The 18,716-nt window shown below is 64.0% G+C and carries 14 protein-coding genes and 1 pseudogene; 6 read left to right on the top strand and 9 right to left on the bottom strand.

From position 1 onward, the window contains the following. On the bottom strand, positions 1–352 hold a 352-nt coding region (locus GSQ87_RS23040; RefSeq protein WP_371416642.1), incomplete at its 3' end, for a lysozyme inhibitor LprI family protein. Between the two features lie 461 nt (positions 353–813). Here GSQ87_RS23040 and GSQ87_RS03565 point away from each other — a divergent pair. Both GSQ87_RS03565 and GSQ87_RS03560 read left to right on the top strand, forming a co-directional pair. Next, positions 814–1,620, top strand: a complete 807-nt coding sequence (locus GSQ87_RS03565; protein WP_158913287.1) for a hypothetical protein — start codon at positions 814–816, stop codon at positions 1,618–1,620. Positions 1,621–1,840: 220 nt separating this feature from the next. Then, the gene (locus GSQ87_RS03560; protein ID WP_158913285.1) at positions 1,841–2,251 is read left to right on the top strand and encodes a GNAT family N-acetyltransferase; all 411 of its coding nucleotides are present in this window, start codon (positions 1,841–1,843) and stop codon (positions 2,249–2,251) included. Positions 2,252–2,490: 239 nt separating this feature from the next. Here the strand turns inward: GSQ87_RS03560 and GSQ87_RS03555 are convergent, their stop codons facing one another. Further along, positions 2,491–2,817, bottom strand: a complete 327-nt coding sequence (locus GSQ87_RS03555) for a hypothetical protein (RefSeq protein ID WP_158913283.1) — start codon at positions 2,815–2,817, stop codon at positions 2,491–2,493. Between GSQ87_RS03555 and GSQ87_RS03550 the strand changes: the two are divergent. Next, positions 2,780–3,421: pseudogene (locus GSQ87_RS03550) on the top strand (IS110 family transposase); the annotation flags it as partial. The gene GSQ87_RS03555 and the pseudogene GSQ87_RS03550 sit on opposite strands and share 38 nt — an antisense overlap. 424 nt (positions 3,422–3,845) lie before the next feature. Here the strand turns inward: GSQ87_RS03550 and GSQ87_RS03545 are convergent. Both GSQ87_RS03545 and GSQ87_RS23035 read right to left on the bottom strand, forming a co-directional pair. Further along, on the bottom strand, positions 3,846–4,673 hold the full coding sequence (locus GSQ87_RS03545) for a hypothetical protein (RefSeq protein WP_158913280.1): 828 nt from the start codon (positions 4,671–4,673) through the stop codon (positions 3,846–3,848). Between the two features lie 36 nt (positions 4,674–4,709). Then, positions 4,710–5,234 (bottom strand): 2OG-Fe(II) oxygenase, encoded by a 525-nt coding sequence (locus tag GSQ87_RS23035; protein ID WP_158913278.1) that lies wholly within the window; start codon positions 5,232–5,234, stop codon positions 4,710–4,712. A gap of 57 nt (positions 5,235–5,291) precedes the next feature. Between GSQ87_RS23035 and GSQ87_RS03535 the strand changes: the two genes are divergently transcribed. Next, positions 5,292–6,008, top strand: coding sequence for an IS6 family transposase (locus tag GSQ87_RS03535; protein WP_158913276.1), 717 nt, complete (start codon positions 5,292–5,294; stop codon positions 6,006–6,008). 266 nt (positions 6,009–6,274) lie between these two features. Here the strand turns inward: GSQ87_RS03535 and GSQ87_RS03530 are convergent, their stop codons facing one another. Both GSQ87_RS03530 and GSQ87_RS03525 read right to left on the bottom strand, forming a co-directional pair. Next, entirely contained in the window at positions 6,275–7,309 is a 1,035-nt protein-coding gene (locus GSQ87_RS03530; RefSeq protein ID WP_158913274.1) for an alpha/beta fold hydrolase, read from the bottom strand. A 250-nt stretch (positions 7,310–7,559) separates the two neighbouring features. Continuing rightward, positions 7,560–9,218: a SulP family inorganic anion transporter gene (locus GSQ87_RS03525; protein WP_216838949.1), complete on the bottom strand. Its 1,659-nt coding sequence runs from the start codon at positions 9,216–9,218 to the stop codon at positions 7,560–7,562. Positions 9,219–9,510: 292 nt separating this feature from the next. Between GSQ87_RS03525 and GSQ87_RS03520 the strand changes: the two genes are divergently transcribed. Continuing rightward, positions 9,511–10,533 (top strand): IS110 family transposase, encoded by a 1,023-nt coding sequence (locus tag GSQ87_RS03520; protein WP_158913272.1) that lies wholly within the window; start codon positions 9,511–9,513, stop codon positions 10,531–10,533. Between the two features lie 496 nt (positions 10,534–11,029). On the opposite strand, the gene GSQ87_RS03515 is transcribed toward GSQ87_RS03520, so the two are convergent. Further along, a complete protein-coding gene (locus GSQ87_RS03515; RefSeq protein ID WP_158913270.1) occupies positions 11,030–12,061 on the bottom strand; it encodes an IS110 family transposase in 1,032 nt (343 codons plus the stop codon). A gap of 241 nt (positions 12,062–12,302) precedes the next feature. Here GSQ87_RS03515 and GSQ87_RS03510 point away from each other — a divergent pair, with 241 nt between their 5' ends. Continuing rightward, positions 12,303–12,737, top strand: a complete 435-nt coding sequence (locus tag GSQ87_RS03510; RefSeq protein ID WP_158913268.1) for a TonB family protein — start codon at positions 12,303–12,305, stop codon at positions 12,735–12,737. 570 nt (positions 12,738–13,307) lie between these two features. Here the strand turns inward: GSQ87_RS03510 and GSQ87_RS03505 are convergent. Both GSQ87_RS03505 and GSQ87_RS03500 read right to left on the bottom strand, forming a co-directional pair. Then, positions 13,308–16,625, bottom strand: coding sequence for a DEAD/DEAH box helicase (locus GSQ87_RS03505; protein WP_158913266.1), 3,318 nt, complete (start codon positions 16,623–16,625; stop codon positions 13,308–13,310). A 321-nt stretch (positions 16,626–16,946) separates the two neighbouring features. Continuing rightward, entirely contained in the window at positions 16,947–18,560 is a 1,614-nt protein-coding gene (locus GSQ87_RS03500; RefSeq protein ID WP_158913258.1) for a carbohydrate porin, read from the bottom strand. Between the last annotated feature and the right edge of the window lie 156 nt (positions 18,561–18,716).

Here is an 18,716-nt window from a genome sequence, read left to right as displayed (position 1 = left end):
AACTTGGGTCAGACCTGGGCGCGTTCGGGTCAAACGGCCCGTCTAGTCCGTCTGCCATGGCTTTTGGCGCCGCTTCCAGCTCCCCAAGCCGCATCTGGTAGAGCTTGATAAGGCAAGCAGGCAGGGCAACTCCGTCTGGGCAGCGCTCTGTCCGCCGTCGGAGCCAGAGCCGTTGCTCCATCAGCTCCGCGTTCCCCGAGTTGTATTCTGCCTTGGCTTGCAGGCCGCTAAACGCGATCGCAAGCCTCGCGTCGAGAGCGGCAAGTTCGGGAGAGGCGCATATTGTTCGATCAACGCTTGTGGTCGTTTTACGACAGTCGAAGCTGGGGCTAGAGGTTACGGCAGCGAGCATGGCAAAGAATGTCAGCATATTTAGGGACCGGAAAGTTGTGCGACTGCCGGAGTGTCACACGCTTCGGTTGCTCGCACGCTAACTCTAAGCGGGCGGCCGGGCATGCCGGGCGGCAGTTGAGGGTTGAGGTCGCTCAGCGCTGCCTCGCCGGAAAGCGGTCGCGGGGGCGAGTCCGCTAAGCGGAAATCCTCGCATGTCCACTCCTCCGCACATTCGGCCATTCAACGCCCCCGGTTAGGCCGCCGGTGACCCATCTGAATGTCGTCTAGCTGGAGCAACTGGCATGTCAGCGATGGGCGCGTAGCCTTGGCCAGGCACCGTGTCCTAGCCCGTGGGCCCGGCCGCCACGAAGCGGACGTGGTAGACAGCCGGAGGGGGTGGAAAAGAGACCTTCGCCCTTTTTCTACTTACCCTTGCAGGCTTATGGTTGCAGCCGCCGTCGGCAGAATGCGAGAGGAGCCATGCGTACGTTTCGGCGGGAAGCCCGCAAGATTGCGTTTTGGGCTGTGGCGGCAATTGCAGCGTTCGTCGCCGGCTCTGCACCTGGAGCCGAACCGCACCAACTCACGACGCAGCAGATGAAGGCATTGTCGCTCAACGAAGCCGACAGGATCGTCAGAGACGATCTCCTCTCGGTTCTCCAATCCGTCGATCCGATCCGCCAGGGCCGTGGGCTCTGGCTGCGGGACGTCGGGTTGCCAACGCGTGCCTTCAGGACAGGGTACGAAGGGCTCTGTCGACGCGATGTAGTGCGGCTTCGATACACGGTGGCGACTCACGACGGTTCGTACGCGGACCGGCCGCTCCGACCGTACAGCATCGAAGCCGATGCGCAGTTCGCCCTGCGCCGCGCACCGCCTTTGGCCTGGAGCGGTCCAGAATATACACGGGTGCGGGAGGAGGATTGCGAACGCCTGGGTGTCGACGCGACCGCCCATTGGTTCGATGCGCCCAACGATTTGGAAGCCGCGCGAGCCGTGAACATACTCGACGCAACCTTGACCGGGGCGAGGGCGGGAACGCTCACACCTTGTCTGCCAGACAGCATGAAGTGCGACGGGCTGTCCACGATGAAGGCTGCAAAGCTCCGAGACCTCGACCGCATCAGCTCCTGCACCGGAGAAAGCGACCACACGGTTTGCTACCAGTATGAGCTCGAACCGGCCCGCCTCGTGACGGTGGTTGCACGGGACAACGGCGGGGCCCCCTACGTCTCTCCGGACTCCGTCGTGAGCGTGAAGGTGGCGGTTTTCATCAACGACAGATGAAGCTCGACGCCCTCGTTCGAAAATGGCCGCAAGCATCGGCCCGATACTTGCCTCGCCAACTAGCGAGAGGGCGCGGCCTAGAAGCGGTCGGTTTGCTGGTCCGAGGGGGGGGAGTCAGCCGTTGCCCCTGACCCAGCAGCGCAGGTAGGCTGAAGGCATGCTCGTCCGCCCATTTCAGCCGCGTGACGCAGCCGATCTCGGGCGAGTGGAATACAGGTCCGTGCACGAGGTCGGGTCTGCCCGCTATTCGCCGTCTCAGGTTGAAGTTTGGGCGCCCGCCGTACCATCCGAGGAGGCCTACCTTCAGCGAGCCAATGACGGTCGCGTCTTCCTAGTCGCCGTCAATGAGCATGATAGGCCAATAGCTTACGGCGACCTCACACCAGTTGGTCATATCGAATATCTATATTGCGAACCAGAGGCGACAAGAACGGGCATTGTTAAAGCGTTGTACTTGCAGCTTGAGCAAGCTGCCAAACAACGGAATATCAGCCTGCTCTCGACGAACGCCAGCGAACTTGCGCGTAGTTTCTTCAAAAAGCGAGGCTTCCTTGTCGTTCAACGGCGCGATTTCGTGCTCAAGGGCGTCCTAATCCACAACTACCGCATGGAGAAGCGGCTCGGCTCGTGAGCGCGCCGGGTCGGCCTTGGGTCGACAGTGCGGGCTGGCTCCCGTCCAGGAACTCGCCATTTCTCCATGTCCGCTAAGTGGCCTGAGGGCGATGTCCGCTTTACCCTCAACTCATGACACCTCTGGCATCAACGAGGCGGCCGATCGGGCCCGCTGAATGTCGTGTTGCTGGCGGAGGCCGTATGTCGCCTTTGGGCGCAAAATGACGTCCAGATGGCTGGGCTAGCGCTTGCCATCGCTCACCCCGGTTGCCCGATCTCCTCGACGCGCCTGCGAAAGACGAGGAGAGGGGCGGCCGCGAGGCAGAAGCCGAGCGCGACGAGGCCACCAACGGTGACCCACCAGCGGCCCATCGCCTGGTCGCTCTGGGCGATGGAGCGGTAGATATTGTTGACCTCCAGCATCTCATCCTCGGATAGCCGTTTCTTGGGCAGCGCTCGGTCAATATAAAAGTATTTGGTCACGGCGTTGAACTCGAGCTCGTCGCCAAGAAACATCTCGGACGGGTTGAGGTCGGAGGTGACGTAACTGTCCCTTTCGCAGCGCACCATGCTGATCAACGCCATCCGTGGTCACTGCGCGGAGTTCGGCCTGATCGCGCCGCAAGGCGCTCGCCACGCCGACGACCTGATCGAACAGGCGCGCCAGGCCGAGATCGATACGCTGCCCGATCTCGCCAGATCGGCCCTGCTGTCGATGGCCTGGCAGCTCGACGCCCTTGGCGCCCAGATCCACGACCTGGAACGACGGCTGCTGGCCTGGCATCGCCAGGACCGGGCCAGCCTGAGGCTTGCGACCATTCCAGGCGTGGGGATCATCACCGCCACCGCGCTTTCGGCCACCATCACCGACCCGAGCGTCTTCCGCTCCGGCCGCGAGCTCGCCGCCTTCCTGGGCCTGGTTCCGCGGCAGAACTCGTCGGGCGGCAAGGCGCGGTTGGGACGCATCTCCAAGATGGGCGACGGCTATCTGCGCAAGCTGCTGGTGGTGGGCGCCACCTCGGTGATCCGCCGGGCGCGCACGAGCGACGCCGCATCCTCGGCCTGGCTGAAAGACCTGCTGGAGCGCCGTCCCGCCCGCGTGGTCACCGTGGCCCAGGCCAACAAGACCGCGCGCATCGCCTGGGCGGTGCTAACGCGAGAAGAGGTTTACCGGCCGATGGCGGCCTGATCGAACACGCGGCCGTCGCGCCGCTCCAAGCTGTACGGGTGCATGAGGGATGATGGAGACGATCTGAACGCGGCCGTAGGGCCAGGACAACCCGAGGTGCTGTCGGAGCTATCGAGCTCGTTGGACTGAGAGGGACTTGGCCAGCGGACCACCATCAGGGCCAGCGGCCACAAGCGCCGCGCCAACAGGCCGGACAGATGACCGCAACCCGACAGATCGCAAAGTCAGCCCAACTTCACTCTTGCAGAGCAGGGGCCGTCTACAGATGACAGCACCGATCACCAAGCTCAAGCTCGTGAAGCATCAGATGTACGGTCGCGGCAAGATCGATCTCCTGCAGGCGCGCGTCATCGGCGTCCCATGATCTTCACCACCAAATATGCGTCAGAGCCCTTTTTCCACGCCTATCCACAGCCAAAGTCACTCATTTAGGTTTTGGAATGCCTGCTTCCTCCGTCAAGAATCCCTGCGGCGGGATGAAGCGGCATTTAATTCCATAACCTTTCCCGAATTTGCAGCCAACGGCCGGCGGGTGCCCAGCGAGAACCCGCTGCCCTGCCAAGTTGAATTGAGGTCTGATATCATGCAAGCTTTGATAAGCCTGCTGTATAGCATCGTAGTATTTGCGCTTTTCGGGCGGAACGGTGTCGACCGGCGGGCCGGCATTGTTGGCTTCGCGTCCAATGCGTTGTTCGCAGCTGGCGCGGTCTTCCGGGGAAAGATTGCTAAGATTGCCCGATTGGCAGCGGAACATCGCTTGCAGGGCATGACTGACTGCTCCCCTTGTCGGAGCGGCGCCGCCCGGTCCCTCGGCACCGGAACTGGCGTCGGTGCCTGGAGCGCTAGGCGGACCGCCTTGCGCGGCCGGTGCTTGCTGTTGCGGCACCCGGAGCGGCGAGGGGGGAGGTATGGCTGGCGGCGGCGCGCGCGTCTTGTCTTGCGCTTTCGGGCGCGCAATGGGTGCTGCAACACGATGGGCGGAAATGGCGGCGTCATTGGCGGGGGCGGCGTCCTTTGATCGGTCAGCCTGCCGCGGTGCCAGATCGCTCAGATGTACAAGCGCCGCCGTCATCGAGGAGGTGTCCTGGTCCTGCCGGAACCTGAACCTCGCCGGGGGCTGCAGAACGAGCAACGACAGCAGGCCCAGGTGAACAAGGAGGCTAACGCCCAGCAGGCATGCCAATCGGGCCGGACGAATTTTACGCGCCCGCCCGCCTCCGACGTGAACGTGCGTGCGGAGGATGCTGCTCACCTTGTCACCTCGCGCACATTTCGACGCCACGCCGACTCATGGCGTAAAGAAGCCGGCTACCGACACCCGCGGCCGATCCCCCGCAGCGGGCTCCACGCGTTTGACCATATGCGGCGTTCCTCCCCTGATAAGGACGAGCCGGTTCGGAAGCGGCGCAATAAAGACGCCCGCGCCGCCTTTGTCGCCCCATTGCAGGTGCTCGTCCCCAAATAGCCCCCGGCGATGAGCCGGCGAAACCCCCGGCCCTTCGACGACGACGCCGCCGACCAACAGCTCGCCTCCCCAATTCGGCCGCCACTCCATATTGGCGTAGTAGACGAAGGCGCCGGAATAGATCCGATCCGTGTGCCAGCGAATCCCCGTGCCAACTGGATAAGCGAATGGGCACGCACTTATGCGCGCCCATGTTTCTCCAGGGTGACCTATGATTTCAGTAATTACGGGGGATGGCTGCAATAGCTGCTGAATCACGCGATCCACAGCAGTGCCAGAAGGGTATTCGCCTCGGCCGTCTTCTTCGGAACAGCGTTGGCTGACGATCTCGGGCCCGATAAAGGGCATAGGCACTGTCAGCTGAAATGTACCTTGCGGCGAGCGTGGTCCCGAGTAGGGAAGGGCATGCCCCGCCGGAAGCCCCCGCCCAACCCGTTCCGCTGGTTTGACTCATCGCCAGAGGTGATCCGCCTGGTGGTGATGCTTTACGTCAAATATCCGCTGTCGCTGCGCAACGTGGAGGACCTTCTGCATGAGCGGGGGATCGACATTTGCCACGAAACGGTGAGGCTGTGGTGGACCCGCTTCGGGCCGATGTTCGCCAACGAGATCCGCAAGAAGCGGGTCGAGGCGATGCGCCAGCATACCCACTGGCGGTGGCACCTGGACGAGGTCTACGTCCGCATCAACGGCGAGATGCGCTACCTCTGGCGGGCTGTCGACCACGAGGGCGAGGTGCTGGAATCCTTTGTCACCAAGGAGCGGGACAAGGCGGCGGCGCTGAAATTCATCAAGAAGGCTATGAAGCGCCATGGCCGTCCCAAGGCCATCGTCACCGACGGCCTGCGTTCCTACGGCGCGGCCTTGAAGGAGATCGGCGGCACGGAGCGCCAGGAGATTGGCCGTTGGGTGAACAACCGGGCTGAGAATTCACACCAGCCTTTTCGACGACGAGAACGGGCGATGCTGCGGTTTCGGAGGATGAAAACACTCCAGACCTTCGCCTCGGTGCACGGGACCGTGCACAATCACTTCAGCCAGGAGCGCCACCTCGTCAGCCGCACAACCTACAAGGACCGACGCTCAGCCGCCCTGGCTGAGTGGCGGCAGGTCGTTGGGTAGAGCTCGCTCGGGTTTGGGCGAGCTATGCCTGACCGGAGACAAGTTCGCGTTCGACTGACAGCACCCTGCGCGCACCCATCGGCTGCGGCCTATGAATTCGTTCATATGACGACCTCCCCATGATGTGTCGGCGCAACGGTCGCCTGCTCCATGCCCAACGGCAAAGGATAAAAACGCAGCCGGAGCATGAGGAAAAATTGGGGTCGGGCCGCTGACGGGAGGGGGGCGAGCGGACCTCGCGCCCTCGGCTAAGCGAGAACCACGCGCTATCTGGCGAGGGCCTGCGTTAGCTGATGACGAGCTTCCCCGACAACCTCACGGAAAGCGGCTATCACCACATCTGGACGCTCATTGAAAATCCAATGGCTGGCTCCATCAACGATCCGGTTCTCGCCTTGCGACGAATCCCTTGCCTGATCAACGTGGGCAGCGATCCATGCCTTGTAGAAGGCGTCCGAATCGACGCCTGCGGGTGTATCCGCCGTAAAATGCACCTTGTCGGAGGAGAGGATCACCAAGGGTATCGAGCCGAGAGGGTGTCGGGCCGCATCGATCTCGGCCGAAGAGCTTGTGTCCTGGCTATCGATCTCGGCCATGATGGTTGAAAAGATTGATGGCCGGGTCTCGATTGCGACGATCCCTTTCTGATCCGCAATGGGTCTTGCAGGGTTAGGTTGATCAGCGCAGGCGTCTTCGTCGGGCGCCCGCTTCGCTCCGGGCACGATTTTCCCGCTTACTGCCTGCTGAAAGCAGTATGTGTAGAATGGGAAATCTGCCTTCAGATACCCCGGAGGGTATGAAAGACGCTTGCTCACGTGCTCGATACCAGGGTCGATTAAAAGAATAGCGGCAACTAATTTAGGCCATCGATAGGCCAGGAGGCGCATTTCCTGGCCGCCGAGAGAATGGCCGACGAGCACATAAGGGCCGCCGATCTTAGCCGCCCGCAGAGCGTCCTGTAAGTCGCTGACTTCGGCAGCCGCATCACGCGGCAGAGGCCCTGGATCGCTGAAGCCGAAACCCGCTCTGTCCACGGCGCACGTTCGCGTTATTTGCGAGAATGCCGGCTGTATAGCTCGCCATTCGAAGCTCCACTGGCTTAAGCTTCCGTCGAGTATGGCAGTGGGCGTCCCTTTGCCTTCGCACACGAGATTGAAGTTCCTGCCATCAGGCAGGCGGACGCGCGTCTGCGGGTGAATGTAAGCGTCAACGGAAGGCGGTTGAGTGGCGTCCGCCGCGAGTAGGCCAACAGGAGTGGCGAGCGAAGATAGAAGCGCTGCTAGTCCGGTCAGCCACTTCACGATAGTTCCCCCGCGCACGGCACGCCCCAGCATGGTCTGAAAGACCGCTTTCGACCAGGGCGGCAGTGGGTCACCAGCACGTGTAAGCGTGGCTCTAGAAACTCGCGCTCTCCCACGTCCGCTACGTGGCTGCGGCCGCGAGTCCAGCTGACCTTCAGCTTCGGACATCCCGTCGGACCTCGGGGGCCTCTCTTTAGGCCCGCGGATGTCGTCTTTCTGGCAGAAGGTTGGTGGCCGCTTTGGGCGCATCCTAGCCGTCGTGCGCCAGCCTCAGCGCCTCGTGCCGGGTTGTAAAGATTCGCTCCGCTCCGACTGCAGCCGTTACACCATGGCGGTCCATGTCAGCGCGTAGGGTAGGGCCCACCCGCGCGAAGATGATCTCGACTCCGCGCTTCTTCAGGTCCTCCAACAGGGTTTCCAGCGTGCGCGCCGCCGAGTAGTCGAGATTAGTGATCGCGTCGGCTTCGACCACGAGCCAGCGGGTAGGCGCCGGCGCCGCCTGCACCAGCCGCCGAACCTCGTCCGTGAAACGGAAAGCGTTGGCGTAGAACAGGTCGGCGTTGAAGCGGTAGACGATCAGGCCCGGCGCGCTTTCGACCCCCGGCGTCGCCGGTTCTTCCTGCCATCCGGCCTCGAGGGTGTGCTGCAAGACCGCGGTATGGGGCTTGTAGCTATGGCGCACGTGCCGCAGCAGCGACAGCAAGACCGCCAGCAACACCCCCTGCTCGACCCCGAGCCCGGCCACGGCGGCGGCTGTTGTGAGCGCCAGCATGAACTCTCCGGGGCTCTCCCGCCGCATGGCGCGGAGCGTCTGAATATCCACGAGGCCGATCCCGATCGTGAAGATGATCGCCGCCAGCACGCATCGGGGCAGGTCCTTCAGCAGCCCAACGACGGTTAGGAGGGCGACGAGCACGCTGAGGGAGAACACCAGCTGCGCGAACTGGCTGCGGCTTCCGGCGCGCTCGGCCATGGCCGTCTGGGTGGGACTGCCGTTAACGACGAAGGCGCCGCCGATCGCCGCCACGGCGTTGGCCGCGGCCAGGCCCAGGATGTCGGCGTCCTCGTCCACCCGTTCGCCGTAGCGCTCGCCAAAGGCGCGCGATGTGGCCGAACTCTGGGCCAGGATGACGACGACGCAAGACGCGGAGACCGGAAGCAGCGCGATCGCCTCGCTCCAACTCACCCTGGGTAGGGCGAAGCTCGGCAAGCCCGTCTGCAACGGGCCGAGCATGGCCACGCCCAGCGCCGCCAGGTTCAGGGCGTGGCTGACGAGGATCGTCCCGACCACGAACGCCAGGGCCAGCGGCGCTCGCGGCGCGAACCGCTTGCCGAGGAGGATGCCCGAGACGACCAGGACGGAGAGGGCGAGCGTGGAGACGCTGAGGCGTTGGACGCCGGAGCCGATCTGCCAGACCTGGACCAGGGTGTGGCGTGCGGGCGTCTGCACCCCGATCATGTCGCCGACCATGGCCGCCCCGACCTGCACCCCCACGCCCGCCAGGAAGCCGACCAGCACGGTGCGTGACAGGAAATCGGCCAGAAAACCCAGCTTCAGAATCCGGGCCAGGAGCAGAAAGCCGCCGGTCAGAAGCGCCACGGCTGTGATTAACGACAGGTAGGCTGGACTGCCCGGCGCCGCCATCGTCGACACTGAACCCGCGAGGATCGCCGCCGTGGCCGAGTCGGCCGCGACCACCAGATGGCGCGACGACCCGAACACGGCGAAGGCGACCGGCGCGAGCAGAGCTGTATAGAGCCCACTGACCAGCGGCATGCCCGCGATGCGGGCGTAGCCCAGCACCTGGGGAATACTCATGGCGGCGATGGTCACGCCGGCCAGCCCGTCGCGCGCCACTGTCTCCCGGGTTATTGGGCGAACGCCTTCGAACAGCTTCGGGAGTTTCACTTCACTGCGTCCTGTCGCTAAGCCGTCCACGGACGAGCTTGGGCGCCCCAGTCAAGCCTGTCTACCCAGGCTGTGGTGCTGGTAAGCGGCAGGTTCGGGCTCACTGCTGTCGAAACCGGATCGGGTCCTTGCTGGCGGACGGGCTTCGCCTTTCACCGACCTCTGCACCGACCTTTGCGGACATCCACCCAAATGTCCGGCTTCTGGAGCCGAACTGATGTCGGCAATTGATGCGGTGGACGGCTCTCCACCCCTGCGGGAGCATAGAGCTTCTACAGAACAGGAGAGAGCCATGAGTCAGGTAGTCACAATAGGTCTGGATCTGGCGAAGTCGGTGTTTCAGGTGCACGGCGTCGACGCGGCGGGGGGTATTGTCGTCCGCCGGCAGATTAGGCGGCCTCAGTTAGTTGCGTTCTTCGCCAAGCAACCAGCTTGCCTTGTCGGCATGGAGGCGTGCGCCCCATCCCATCACTGGGCGCGTGAGCTGATGGCGCTTGGCCACCAGGTGAAGCTCATGCCAGCGCAGTACGTGAAGCCCTACGTTAAGCGGGGCAAAAACGATGCGGCCGATGCGGAGGCGATTTGCGAAGCGGTCACCCGCCCGACGATGCGCTTTGTAGCGATCAAATCCCCGGAGCAGCAGAGCGCTATGATGCTGCACCGTGTGCGGCTCGTCCTTTGCCGGCAACGAACTCAGCTCACCAACGCCATGCGCGCCCACCTCGCCGAGTTCGGCATCGTCGCTCCGATTGGGCGGCTCGGCATGGAGCGGCTGCTTGGCGTCATCGAAGACCCCACGGATCGCCGCATCCCCGCCGACGCGCGCACCTGTTTGAAGATGCTGGCCGTTCAACTCAAAACCTTGAAAGAGCAGATCTTAGAGAACGATCGGCGCATCATCGCCGACGCTCGACGCACCGAAGTCGGGCGCAGATTGATGGAGGTGCCGGGCATCGGACCGGTGCTCGCCAGCGCCCTGGTCGCAGCCGTCGCCGACCCGGCCATCTTCAGGTCTGGGCGCGACCTCGCCGCCTGGATCGGCTTGGTACCTCGACAGAATTCTAGCGGCGGCAAGGAGCGGCTAGGCTCCATCTCCAAGGCGGGTCATCGCTACTTGCGCCAGATGCTCGTGGTCGGCGCCATGGCAGTCATCAGACACGCCGGGCGATCCGCGGAGCAGCGGGCCTGGCTGATGCAGCTCCTCGCCCGGCGTAAGCCGAAGGTTGCCGCCGTGGCGCTGGCCAACAAGACCGCCCGCATGGTTTGGGCGATGATGACGAGCGGTGAGCGGTATCGCGAGCCGCTCGCCACGTAGAGCTAAGTGCAGCCCGGCTGCGCTGACGAGTTGGAAAGGGCGAACAGGAGCTGATGCAGAAAGCCGGTTAGAACCGCCGGATCGAGAAACCCCGTTCTTGCGCCCAGCACCTCGAGTGCGTGCAATTGGTTGGGGCTCGATACGCGCGAGGAAGGCGTCATGGCCCGCGGTCTTTAGCACCGCATCACGAGGCCGAACACATGGCCGTACCGACCATCTCTGCAGAACGCTCACTAACACCCTTGCCAACGGGGAGCCGTTCTCTAATCGCAGCTCCGTCGTCAAGCCGAATGTTGTACCGCCCGCCCGGGTCATGGTTCTCTCCGCGGTCGGCGACTGCCGCCGCAACATCTGGTCCGGTCGGAAGCGCAGGAGCTGCAAGGTCCACAACGGGCTCACGCCCAGTAGCGGGCCCAACGGCCCTAGCCACGCAGTCACCCACACCTTCGCCCGAGGGCGACACGTCCGTCCGGTGATAGCGGACGATTGGGTGTGGCTAAGCCTCCTGCGTTTGAGTTGACCAGCGGAATGGCTCTCCAGATCTCCAGACGCTGTGAAGGATCACAGACAGCTTGCGAGCCAAGGCCACGCGCGCCTTGCCTGGGCCGGCCCGCTGCGCAATCGCCAGCGCCCAGTCACGCAAATGCGAGGCTCGCTTGACCCGGTGCAGGATAACTATGGCGGCTTCGTACATCAGCGTGCGCGCCAGACCGTCGCCGCACCGTGAGATGCGCCCGCTGCGGTCAATCTCGCCAGACTGATAACGGCGGGGCGTCAGGCCAAGATGGGCTCCCACTGAACGCGAGCGGGAGAAGCGTTGGGGATCTTCGACCGTGCTGACGTAGACGAGTGAAGAGAGGGCCCCGATCCCGGGCGCCGTCATCAGCAATCGACAGGTCGGATCAGCTCGAACCTGTCGTTGAACAGCCTTGTCGAACGTTGTGATCTGCTCCTCGAGCTGTCGCAAGACATTCAGCAACGGACGCACGATCGTCGTAACCTGGGGCTCTTCTTGGAGCAGGGACTCGACGTGGCGCTCAAACTGCCGGCCTCGGCCGGATCCCGGCAGCATGCCGAAGGTCTTCAGCACACCGCGGATCATGTTGATCAGGCGCGTTCTCATGCCGACGAGTTGAGCCCGGGCGCCGAGAAGAGATCGGGCTCGGTGGGAGTCCAGAGACTTGACGTGGACAGCTCGGTACCAACCGGTCCGCACCACCTGGGCCAACCCCTCGGCGTCGTTCTGATCGGTCTTGTTGAGCCGCATCTGCAGAGCGGCCTTCACGCGCCTGGCGTCAAGACACACTACGACTAAGCCGGCGTCCCGCAGGCCATGGACGAGCCAGGGGGTCATCGATCCTGTCTCAACGCCGACCTTCGCATCGACGCCGGCACGCCGGCGCACCAGCGACGCGATGGCCGATGGATCCGTCGCACAGGCACCGCGCCAATGACGTCTGCCCTGCTGATCCACCACGCAAACCGCGGTCGTCTTCTGCGAAACGTCCAATCCCACGTATAATGGCATCTTGATCTCTCCGATGGTGCTGGCAACCGGGCCTCGCCCGGATCACGGCACTATCGGCAAATCAATGCCCGACCGCGATTACCCGAGGTCCACACAGGGCGCGAAGCCAGGGTGTAGCCTTTGGACGATGCCGACTGCCCGTGTCAGAAGAAGGGGGGTTGCGTACCGCCTACGTTAGCAGCGAAAATCGACTAACCCGCCGCGAATGTGGCGACCCTGCGAAAGGCTCTTGATGCGCCGAGTGTTGATTATCTCCACCGCCGCTTTGTTGATCTCGGCAGGCGTGCAAGTCAGAGCGCAGACGGTTGAGCATCAAGATGGGTCAGCGCTGCCAAATCCCGCCGACTCAGATGTGATTAAAAAGCCGAAGTGGGTGTCCCTGCCATCTGGCGATGATATGGCCTTCGCTTATCCTGACCAAGCCTTAGATAAGGGCGTGGGTGCTCACGTTGTTGCGCTCTGCCAAGTGACGATCAATGGAAAATTGGACACCTGCCGAGTACAAGAAGAGGAACCAAGCGGATACGGCTTTGGTGCAGCAACGTTACAAGTGATGACTAAATTCAGAATGAGCCCGAAATTGCCTGATGGCTCAGCGGCTTCAGGTCGATGGGTGTATGTTCCATTTAATTGGACGCAATGCTCACATAGGGGCGGAAGCGTGTCTTGTCGGTGATTTGTTAGATCGACGGTGGCGGTCGAAGGTAATAGGTTAGCTCCTTGGGATGGGGCTCGTTATCTGGAGCACCCACTGGCTTTGGGCACCAACTAACGGCAGCTTTTGGGTCGCCAGCACGTATGGACTCTGCTCCAGAAACTCAACTTCCGGTCATGTCCGCTCTCCGGCGAGAGAGAGGCGTCCGCTTCACCCCCAACTTCGGCCGCCGATCGGCCCGACCGTAGCCGCCCTAAATGTCGCAAAGCTGGAGCAACGGGCATGTCGCCTAAGGGCGCATAGAGGACCACATCGGTGGGGAGCAGTGGCGGTGATAATCGATTGAAATCACGGCCGCGCTCCTGGCCCAAGCCGCTCCCGGCACAGGGGCTTGAAGCATATTTCCTATGATTCGCAGCTTTTCCTAGGTGCCTTCACCCCATCCAGGTACAAAGACTGCTGCATCACTGCAGATTACGATGCTTGGTGGTCGAAATTTGCTCTAACGTTGGACTGCCAGCACTAATCAAAAGGCACAATCGTAGTGTCGAAGGAGCGAGCGGTTGAGGTTCATCGATCGCCTGCGCGTAGCTATTCCAACGCGGCATCAAGCTGAGCGAAGACGCCGGCCGAGCGCCAGAGCCCACGGTTGCCGACGACATACACCGTCTCCTTCGCTCGCGTCACTGCGACGTTGAGTAGGTTGGGTTCCTTGCCGGCCCAGGCTCGCGCGCCGGTCTGGTCGGCGTTTGGCGCGCCGAGCACGAAGATCACCACCTCCGCCTCCCGGCCCTGGACAGTGTGGATCGTGCCAACCCGCTCGTACCTCCATCGATCAAGATCGGGAATGGCGGAGCCGAGGACCGGGCTTTCCCTGATCATGCGGCGCAAGCCGTCCGCGACCTGCACGAACGGCGTCACCACATATAGGTCCGGCTTGAGGCCGGCGGCGACGACACGCTCGATCATATCGACCGCCTCGCGCCCTTCCTCGGCGCACCATTTGTCGGCGCCCGATCCAATGACATCGATCCAGCAAGACGGTCCGAGCAGATCGCGGATTGGCGACGGTTTCGCCACCTTGGCCTGGACCATCAGGTTCTCGTAAGCGACCCGGTTGGCTATGCTGAACATTGGCTCAGAGCAGCGGCGGTGGACGAGCAGTGGTACGCCGACTGTCCGGCTGCCCATGCGCGCCGGAAATTCGGCGAACCAGGCGGTGGCGTCGTCGGCCAGGGTCTGCACCGAGGCGGCAGGCGCCGAGAAGCGTCCGGGATCGACGCCGAAGGTTCGGCAAATGGCGTTCGTCAGCCGATCGGGGAGCATGACCACTGGCGGGACCTGGATTGGATCGCCGACAACGATTGCGCGGCCGGCGCGCATGATGGCGCCGACCGCCTGTTGCGGCGACGCCTGCCCGGCCTCGTCGACGAGCAGCCAGCCGAGCGAGGCTGGCGACAGGCGGCCAAGCATTGTGCCGACCGAGGCGAAGGTCGTCGACATCGCCGGCACGACGAGGAACAGACTGGACCAGAGGTCGGGGATCAGCGCATCCTTCGTTGGCTCGCCCAGACCCTTGCCGTCGAGCACCTGAAGGGCGGCGCCAAGGTTCTGCCGCAATGGCTTGGCGGCGGCGTCGACGAAGGCGCGGTGCAGATCGAGCGCCGCCTCGAACAGCGCATCGCGCTCGCGGTGCTCCCCCGCCGTGAACCACGGTGCGGATGGCTGGATGCGCTCCGCACCGGTTTCGAAGAACGCATCGTCGATCGCGGTCGCCTGTCGGGCCTCCCGTTCGCGCCGCCAATCCACGAGCATGGGCGCCAGCAGCGCATCGATCTCCGCTGCGTGAACCTCGGCATGGAAGCCAAGCCAGGGGGATCGTGTCAGCCGTTGCGGCAGACCGGACGGCAACAGCTTCGCATCAGCCGCCTGCGTGCCAACGCTCGCGAGTGCTGACGACAACGGGTCGTGCTCTCTCTTCCAGGCTCGATATCGACGCAGTCCAAGAAGGCGCTGGATCAGGCCGGGTCGTTCCGCACCATGCGCGCGCACTGCTTCGAACACCCGTTCAAGTGCCGGAAGATAGCGATACCGCTGGCGGAACAGCTCGACGCGCTCGCGCGTGGCGGCAACCTGTTTCTCCAATGCCAGGAACCGTGTCCGCGCCGCCTGCCAACGCCGCAGCGCGGCGCGATGATCGAGGGGTGGGTCGAGGTCGCTGACGATGCGCGGGGGGCGCTTGCTCCCGTCAGGCAGGCTGATCTCGGGTTTGCGTCCGTCGATCGCTTTGAAGTAGCTGAAGAGGCCGGTGTCCTCGGTCCACCAGAAGCGGTCCTTGAAGGCGCTGCGGTTGCCGGCATTGCCAAGCACCGCGGCGATGGCGCCCCAGCTTTCCTGTCCGAGCAGGCCGTCCGCCATTGGTTTGAAGTAGCGCAACCCCGGCGCGTCGTCGGCGACTGCCCCGATCGCGGGCAGCTCGCCGCTGACATTCTCGACCGCCTTGTTATTCGACGAGGCCACCAGCATCTCGAAGCCCTTCAGGCGCGGGTCGAGCCGGTAGAGGTGGATCCATGCCCCGCCAAGGTTGAGCTTGGCGCCCGATGCGGCGAACGCCTTCTCCGGATCGTCGAAGGCCGCCATAACCCCGGCGCGCGTGGTCACGAGCGCGGCGACGACATCGCGCAGCAGCGTCGTTTTTCCGGTGCCGGGTGGCCCATTGACCGCAAGGATTTCGCCGGGCCGCTGCGCCGTGGCGAGGTTCACCGCGGCCTGCTGCATCAGCACTAGCGGATGGCGCCCCGGCCCGGGCCATCGCCCTGACGGGAAACGCGCGGGTGCGACGACGGTCTCGATCGCCTCCTCGTCATGTAGGAGATCGCGCCGCGTTTCGGGCGGCATCGCGCCGAGGAAGCGCTTCAGCGTGTTGGGCGCCTCGTTCTTCGCGAACAACGCGATCGCCTTGCCGATATCCTTGAGAAAGAAGCTGTTGAGCAGCAGCGGCTCGGGCGGCTCGCTGGACTTGAACGGCACCGTGCTGCGCACCGCGAAGGACGAAGGCTTCAGCATGGCGTCGTCGAGTCCGAACGTGCCGACCAGCCAACGCCAGGCGGACGTGATCGCGGTTTCGTCAAGCGGGAGCGCCTTGCCGTCCTCGCTCTCGCGATACAACAGCTCGTGAAGCGCGGTCTGGATCCGGTCTTCTTCCTCTGACCAGCGGCCGAGCGAGGCCGGATCGCCGGCCAGCGCCTGCGGCAGCCCCCAGCCGAAGCTTGAGACGACCGCGCAGGCATCGGGAATCGGTCTTCCCTCGCGATCAACGATGATGACGGCCAGCGGCGTTTCGCCTCGTGCCTGCGGTCGCTCGGGACGGTTGTCGGCGAAGCGCTGGAGCAAGCCGTCGATCGCGGGCTGCATGACGACCGAGCCGAGCACGATCTGAAAATAGAGGCGTGCGCCCGGCGGTCCCTTCGCGGTCCCATCCGCCCACGGAAGGCCGCGGTCGAAGCGGGCGATGCGCCGCACGTCGCCGCCGGCAAGATCGGCAGGCTTCCTGAACGTCGCTGGGGAAAGCACCTCCAGCACGGTCCAGGCGCGCAGGATATCCTGAGGATCGTTGGCGATTGTCTCGCGCTCGGGCAGCGGCGCGGCAGGTCGCGAGATCGGTAGGGGAATTGTGGGCGACGGCCCGAAAGAATTGGATGGCGCCGATACCGGCGGCGTCACGACTGCGTCTGCCGACGCGAGCATCTCTTCCAGCCGCTTCTGCAACGCCTGGGCGCGAGCGACCTTGCGATACCTCAACTCGGCGAGGATCGCTTCGTTTGTCGAGCGCCGATCGGGCGCATCCTGCACCAAGCGCTCCAATTCGGCGATGCCGAGCTGGGCATAGGGCCGACCCGCGAAATTCATCCGCGTGCGAAGGTCGGATTGATGTCGTCTCGATGCGGCATCGGCGGGTCAGCCTCCTTCAGCGCGGTGACCAGCTTGCTAATCGCCGAACGATAGCAGAGCTAACCACTTGCATTACAGCCTGTATTCGCGCGCTCCCAGGATCTCGCTGTGGAGCGATCGCTACGTGGTGGCAGCCGTGAGTCCATTCCACCTCCAGCTTCAGACCTTCATGTAGCGTCGGAGCCGCTCCCACAGCTGGCCGGGAGGTCGGCTTTCCGGCAGAACTCGAGTGGCGGCTATGGGCGCGAAGCAGTCGCTGGTCGACTCCATAGTGGCGCCCTACCTGGGCTGGGGGAGGCCGAATAGGACGTCCAGGCGGATGGTGGCCCGCATGCCCAAGGACAGGGCGTGGGTGTCCTTCGGGTCCGGCAGGACCAGGTCGAGCTGATCGGGATTTTTGACGTACTGGATGTAGGGCGCGAAGTTGAACCCCGGGGCCAGCGCCACGGCGTAGTTGAGCTCGAACCCGGTCTGGTCGCCCATGTGGTAGCCGGCGATGTTGTGGGCCAGGGCCAGCAGGTCCCGCGCCTCGCGCTCGCGGTTGTCGATCACCTGGGTCTCGAACAGGAAGTTCACGGTGTCGGCGGCGCGGCTGGCCAACGGCCCGGTGAGGATGAAGCCGAAGTCGTACTGCTGCTGCATGGTCTTGATGCCGGTGACATCCCAGTCCCCGGTTGCGAACAGGGCCAACCCCCGGTTGCTGCGCCGGTCCGGGCTGAACCGCCAGACGGTCTGCTGCAGGGCCGTATAGATGCCGTAGACCCCCTGGTCGATCAGGGGCGCGCCGGGGTGCAGCGCTATGGACAGCCCCTTGGCGTTGAGCACGTCGTCGGGGAAGGTGGCGCTGTCATAATAGCCGCCGATGTGGAAGTTGGTGGGATAGGCGGAATCGACTGGCGAGGTGATGTAGCCGAGCTGGACCGGGAAGATGGCCCCGTTGGCCCGGTTGATGCTCCAGTCGCGCCCCGGGAAGCCGTCATGATCGGGCGTGGTCGCCTCGATCGGTTCGTTCTCGTAGACGCCGCCCTTCAGATACCAGTGCGGCGCGGGATGCAGGGTGATGGTGCCGGCCCACTCGCCCACATAGTAGGGCGTCTTATTGGAGTTCAGGGCGTAGGCGAACGTGGTGCCGCACGAGGTCGAGATGAACGAGCAGGCCCAGGCCGTGGCGTGGATGCCGGGCGACAGATAGGGCGTGCCGGTATAGCCGGTCATCATCCGGCCGAGCGTGATCTCGATCTTGTGGTCGAAGAAGCCCTGGTCGTAATAGAAGTTCATCAGCCGCACGTCGGGCGTATTGGCGTAGGGCATGAAGGTGAAGGAGCCGATGCTGCTGGTGCTGCCCGCCGTATTGCCGAACTGGGCGCTGACCGTGACGTCGAACAAGGCCTCGGGAATGCCGATCGCCTTCTGCAGGTCGACGTCAAAGCCGTAATAGCCGAGATCCTGATAGTCGGTGACCTGCTTGTGGCCGCCGCTGATCGGCGAGATGGTCGACATCTGGGTCGCGCCGTGCAGATAGACGCCGTACTTGGCCAGGGTGTTGCCCGGCCCCTCGCCGAAGGTCGCCAGGTTGAACAGGTAGCCGGGGGTCTCGCCCGCGGCGATGAAGCCGTTGGCGACGGGCGCCGGCGTTTCTCCGACCCGGGGCGGGGAGGATGGATTGTTGCCAGACAGCACCTGCTGGTCCGGCGTGGTGGCGTCCGGGCGCGTGGAGAGGCCGGGGCGAGGGCTGGTCACTGTCAGCGGCGCCGTCTCGTTCGATGACGGAGTAGGCGCGGCCGGAACGGTTTGATCCTGCGCCAGGGCCGGCGCCGCCATCGCCGCCAGGAGCAGGGCGAACAGCGTACCGCCCGCCGTCTGGACCAGAAGCCGTTGCTTCAGCTTGTTCATGTCTAACTTCCCCCGAGATGTATTTGCCGCCCGTTGCGGGCTGTTGCTGTTCGGACTGTGTTGGCGATGGGCGCGAGCTGGCCGTCTCCAGCGACGGAGCCGCGCGAGGGTGGTGAAGGCGCTGGTGAAGGTGCGGGCGGCCTGGGCCGCGCCGGA

It is taken from the genome of Caulobacter sp. S45, assembly GCF_009765965.1.
GTDB lineage: Bacteria > Pseudomonadota > Alphaproteobacteria > Caulobacterales > Caulobacteraceae > CAHJWH01.
The sequence above is the reverse complement of the archived record's forward strand: the minus strand, read 5'-3'. Positions and strand labels throughout refer to the sequence as shown.

What these genes read in the sequence shown, in the direction of transcription:
- GSQ87_RS03535 (WP_158913276.1), top strand. Translation starts at nt 5,292, where the DNA reads ATGCCCCGCCGGAAGCCCCCGCCCAACCCGTTCCGCTGGTTTGACTCA.
- GSQ87_RS03555 (WP_158913283.1), bottom strand. Translation starts at nt 2,817, where the DNA reads ATGGCGTTGATCAGCATGGTGCGCTGCGAAAGGGACAGTTACGTCACC.
- GSQ87_RS03505 (WP_158913266.1), bottom strand. Translation starts at nt 16,625, where the DNA reads ATGAATTTCGCGGGTCGGCCCTATGCCCAGCTCGGCATCGCCGAATTG.
- GSQ87_RS03515 (WP_158913270.1), bottom strand. Translation starts at nt 12,061, where the DNA reads ATGCCATTATACGTGGGATTGGACGTTTCGCAGAAGACGACCGCGGTT.
- GSQ87_RS03565 (WP_158913287.1), top strand. Translation starts at nt 814, where the DNA reads ATGCGTACGTTTCGGCGGGAAGCCCGCAAGATTGCGTTTTGGGCTGTG.
- GSQ87_RS23035 (WP_158913278.1), bottom strand. Translation starts at nt 5,234, where the DNA reads ATGCCCTTTATCGGGCCCGAGATCGTCAGCCAACGCTGTTCCGAAGAA.
- GSQ87_RS03520 (WP_158913272.1), top strand. Translation starts at nt 9,511, where the DNA reads ATGAGTCAGGTAGTCACAATAGGTCTGGATCTGGCGAAGTCGGTGTTT.
- GSQ87_RS03500 (WP_158913258.1), bottom strand. Translation starts at nt 18,560, where the DNA reads ATGAACAAGCTGAAGCAACGGCTTCTGGTCCAGACGGCGGGCGGTACG.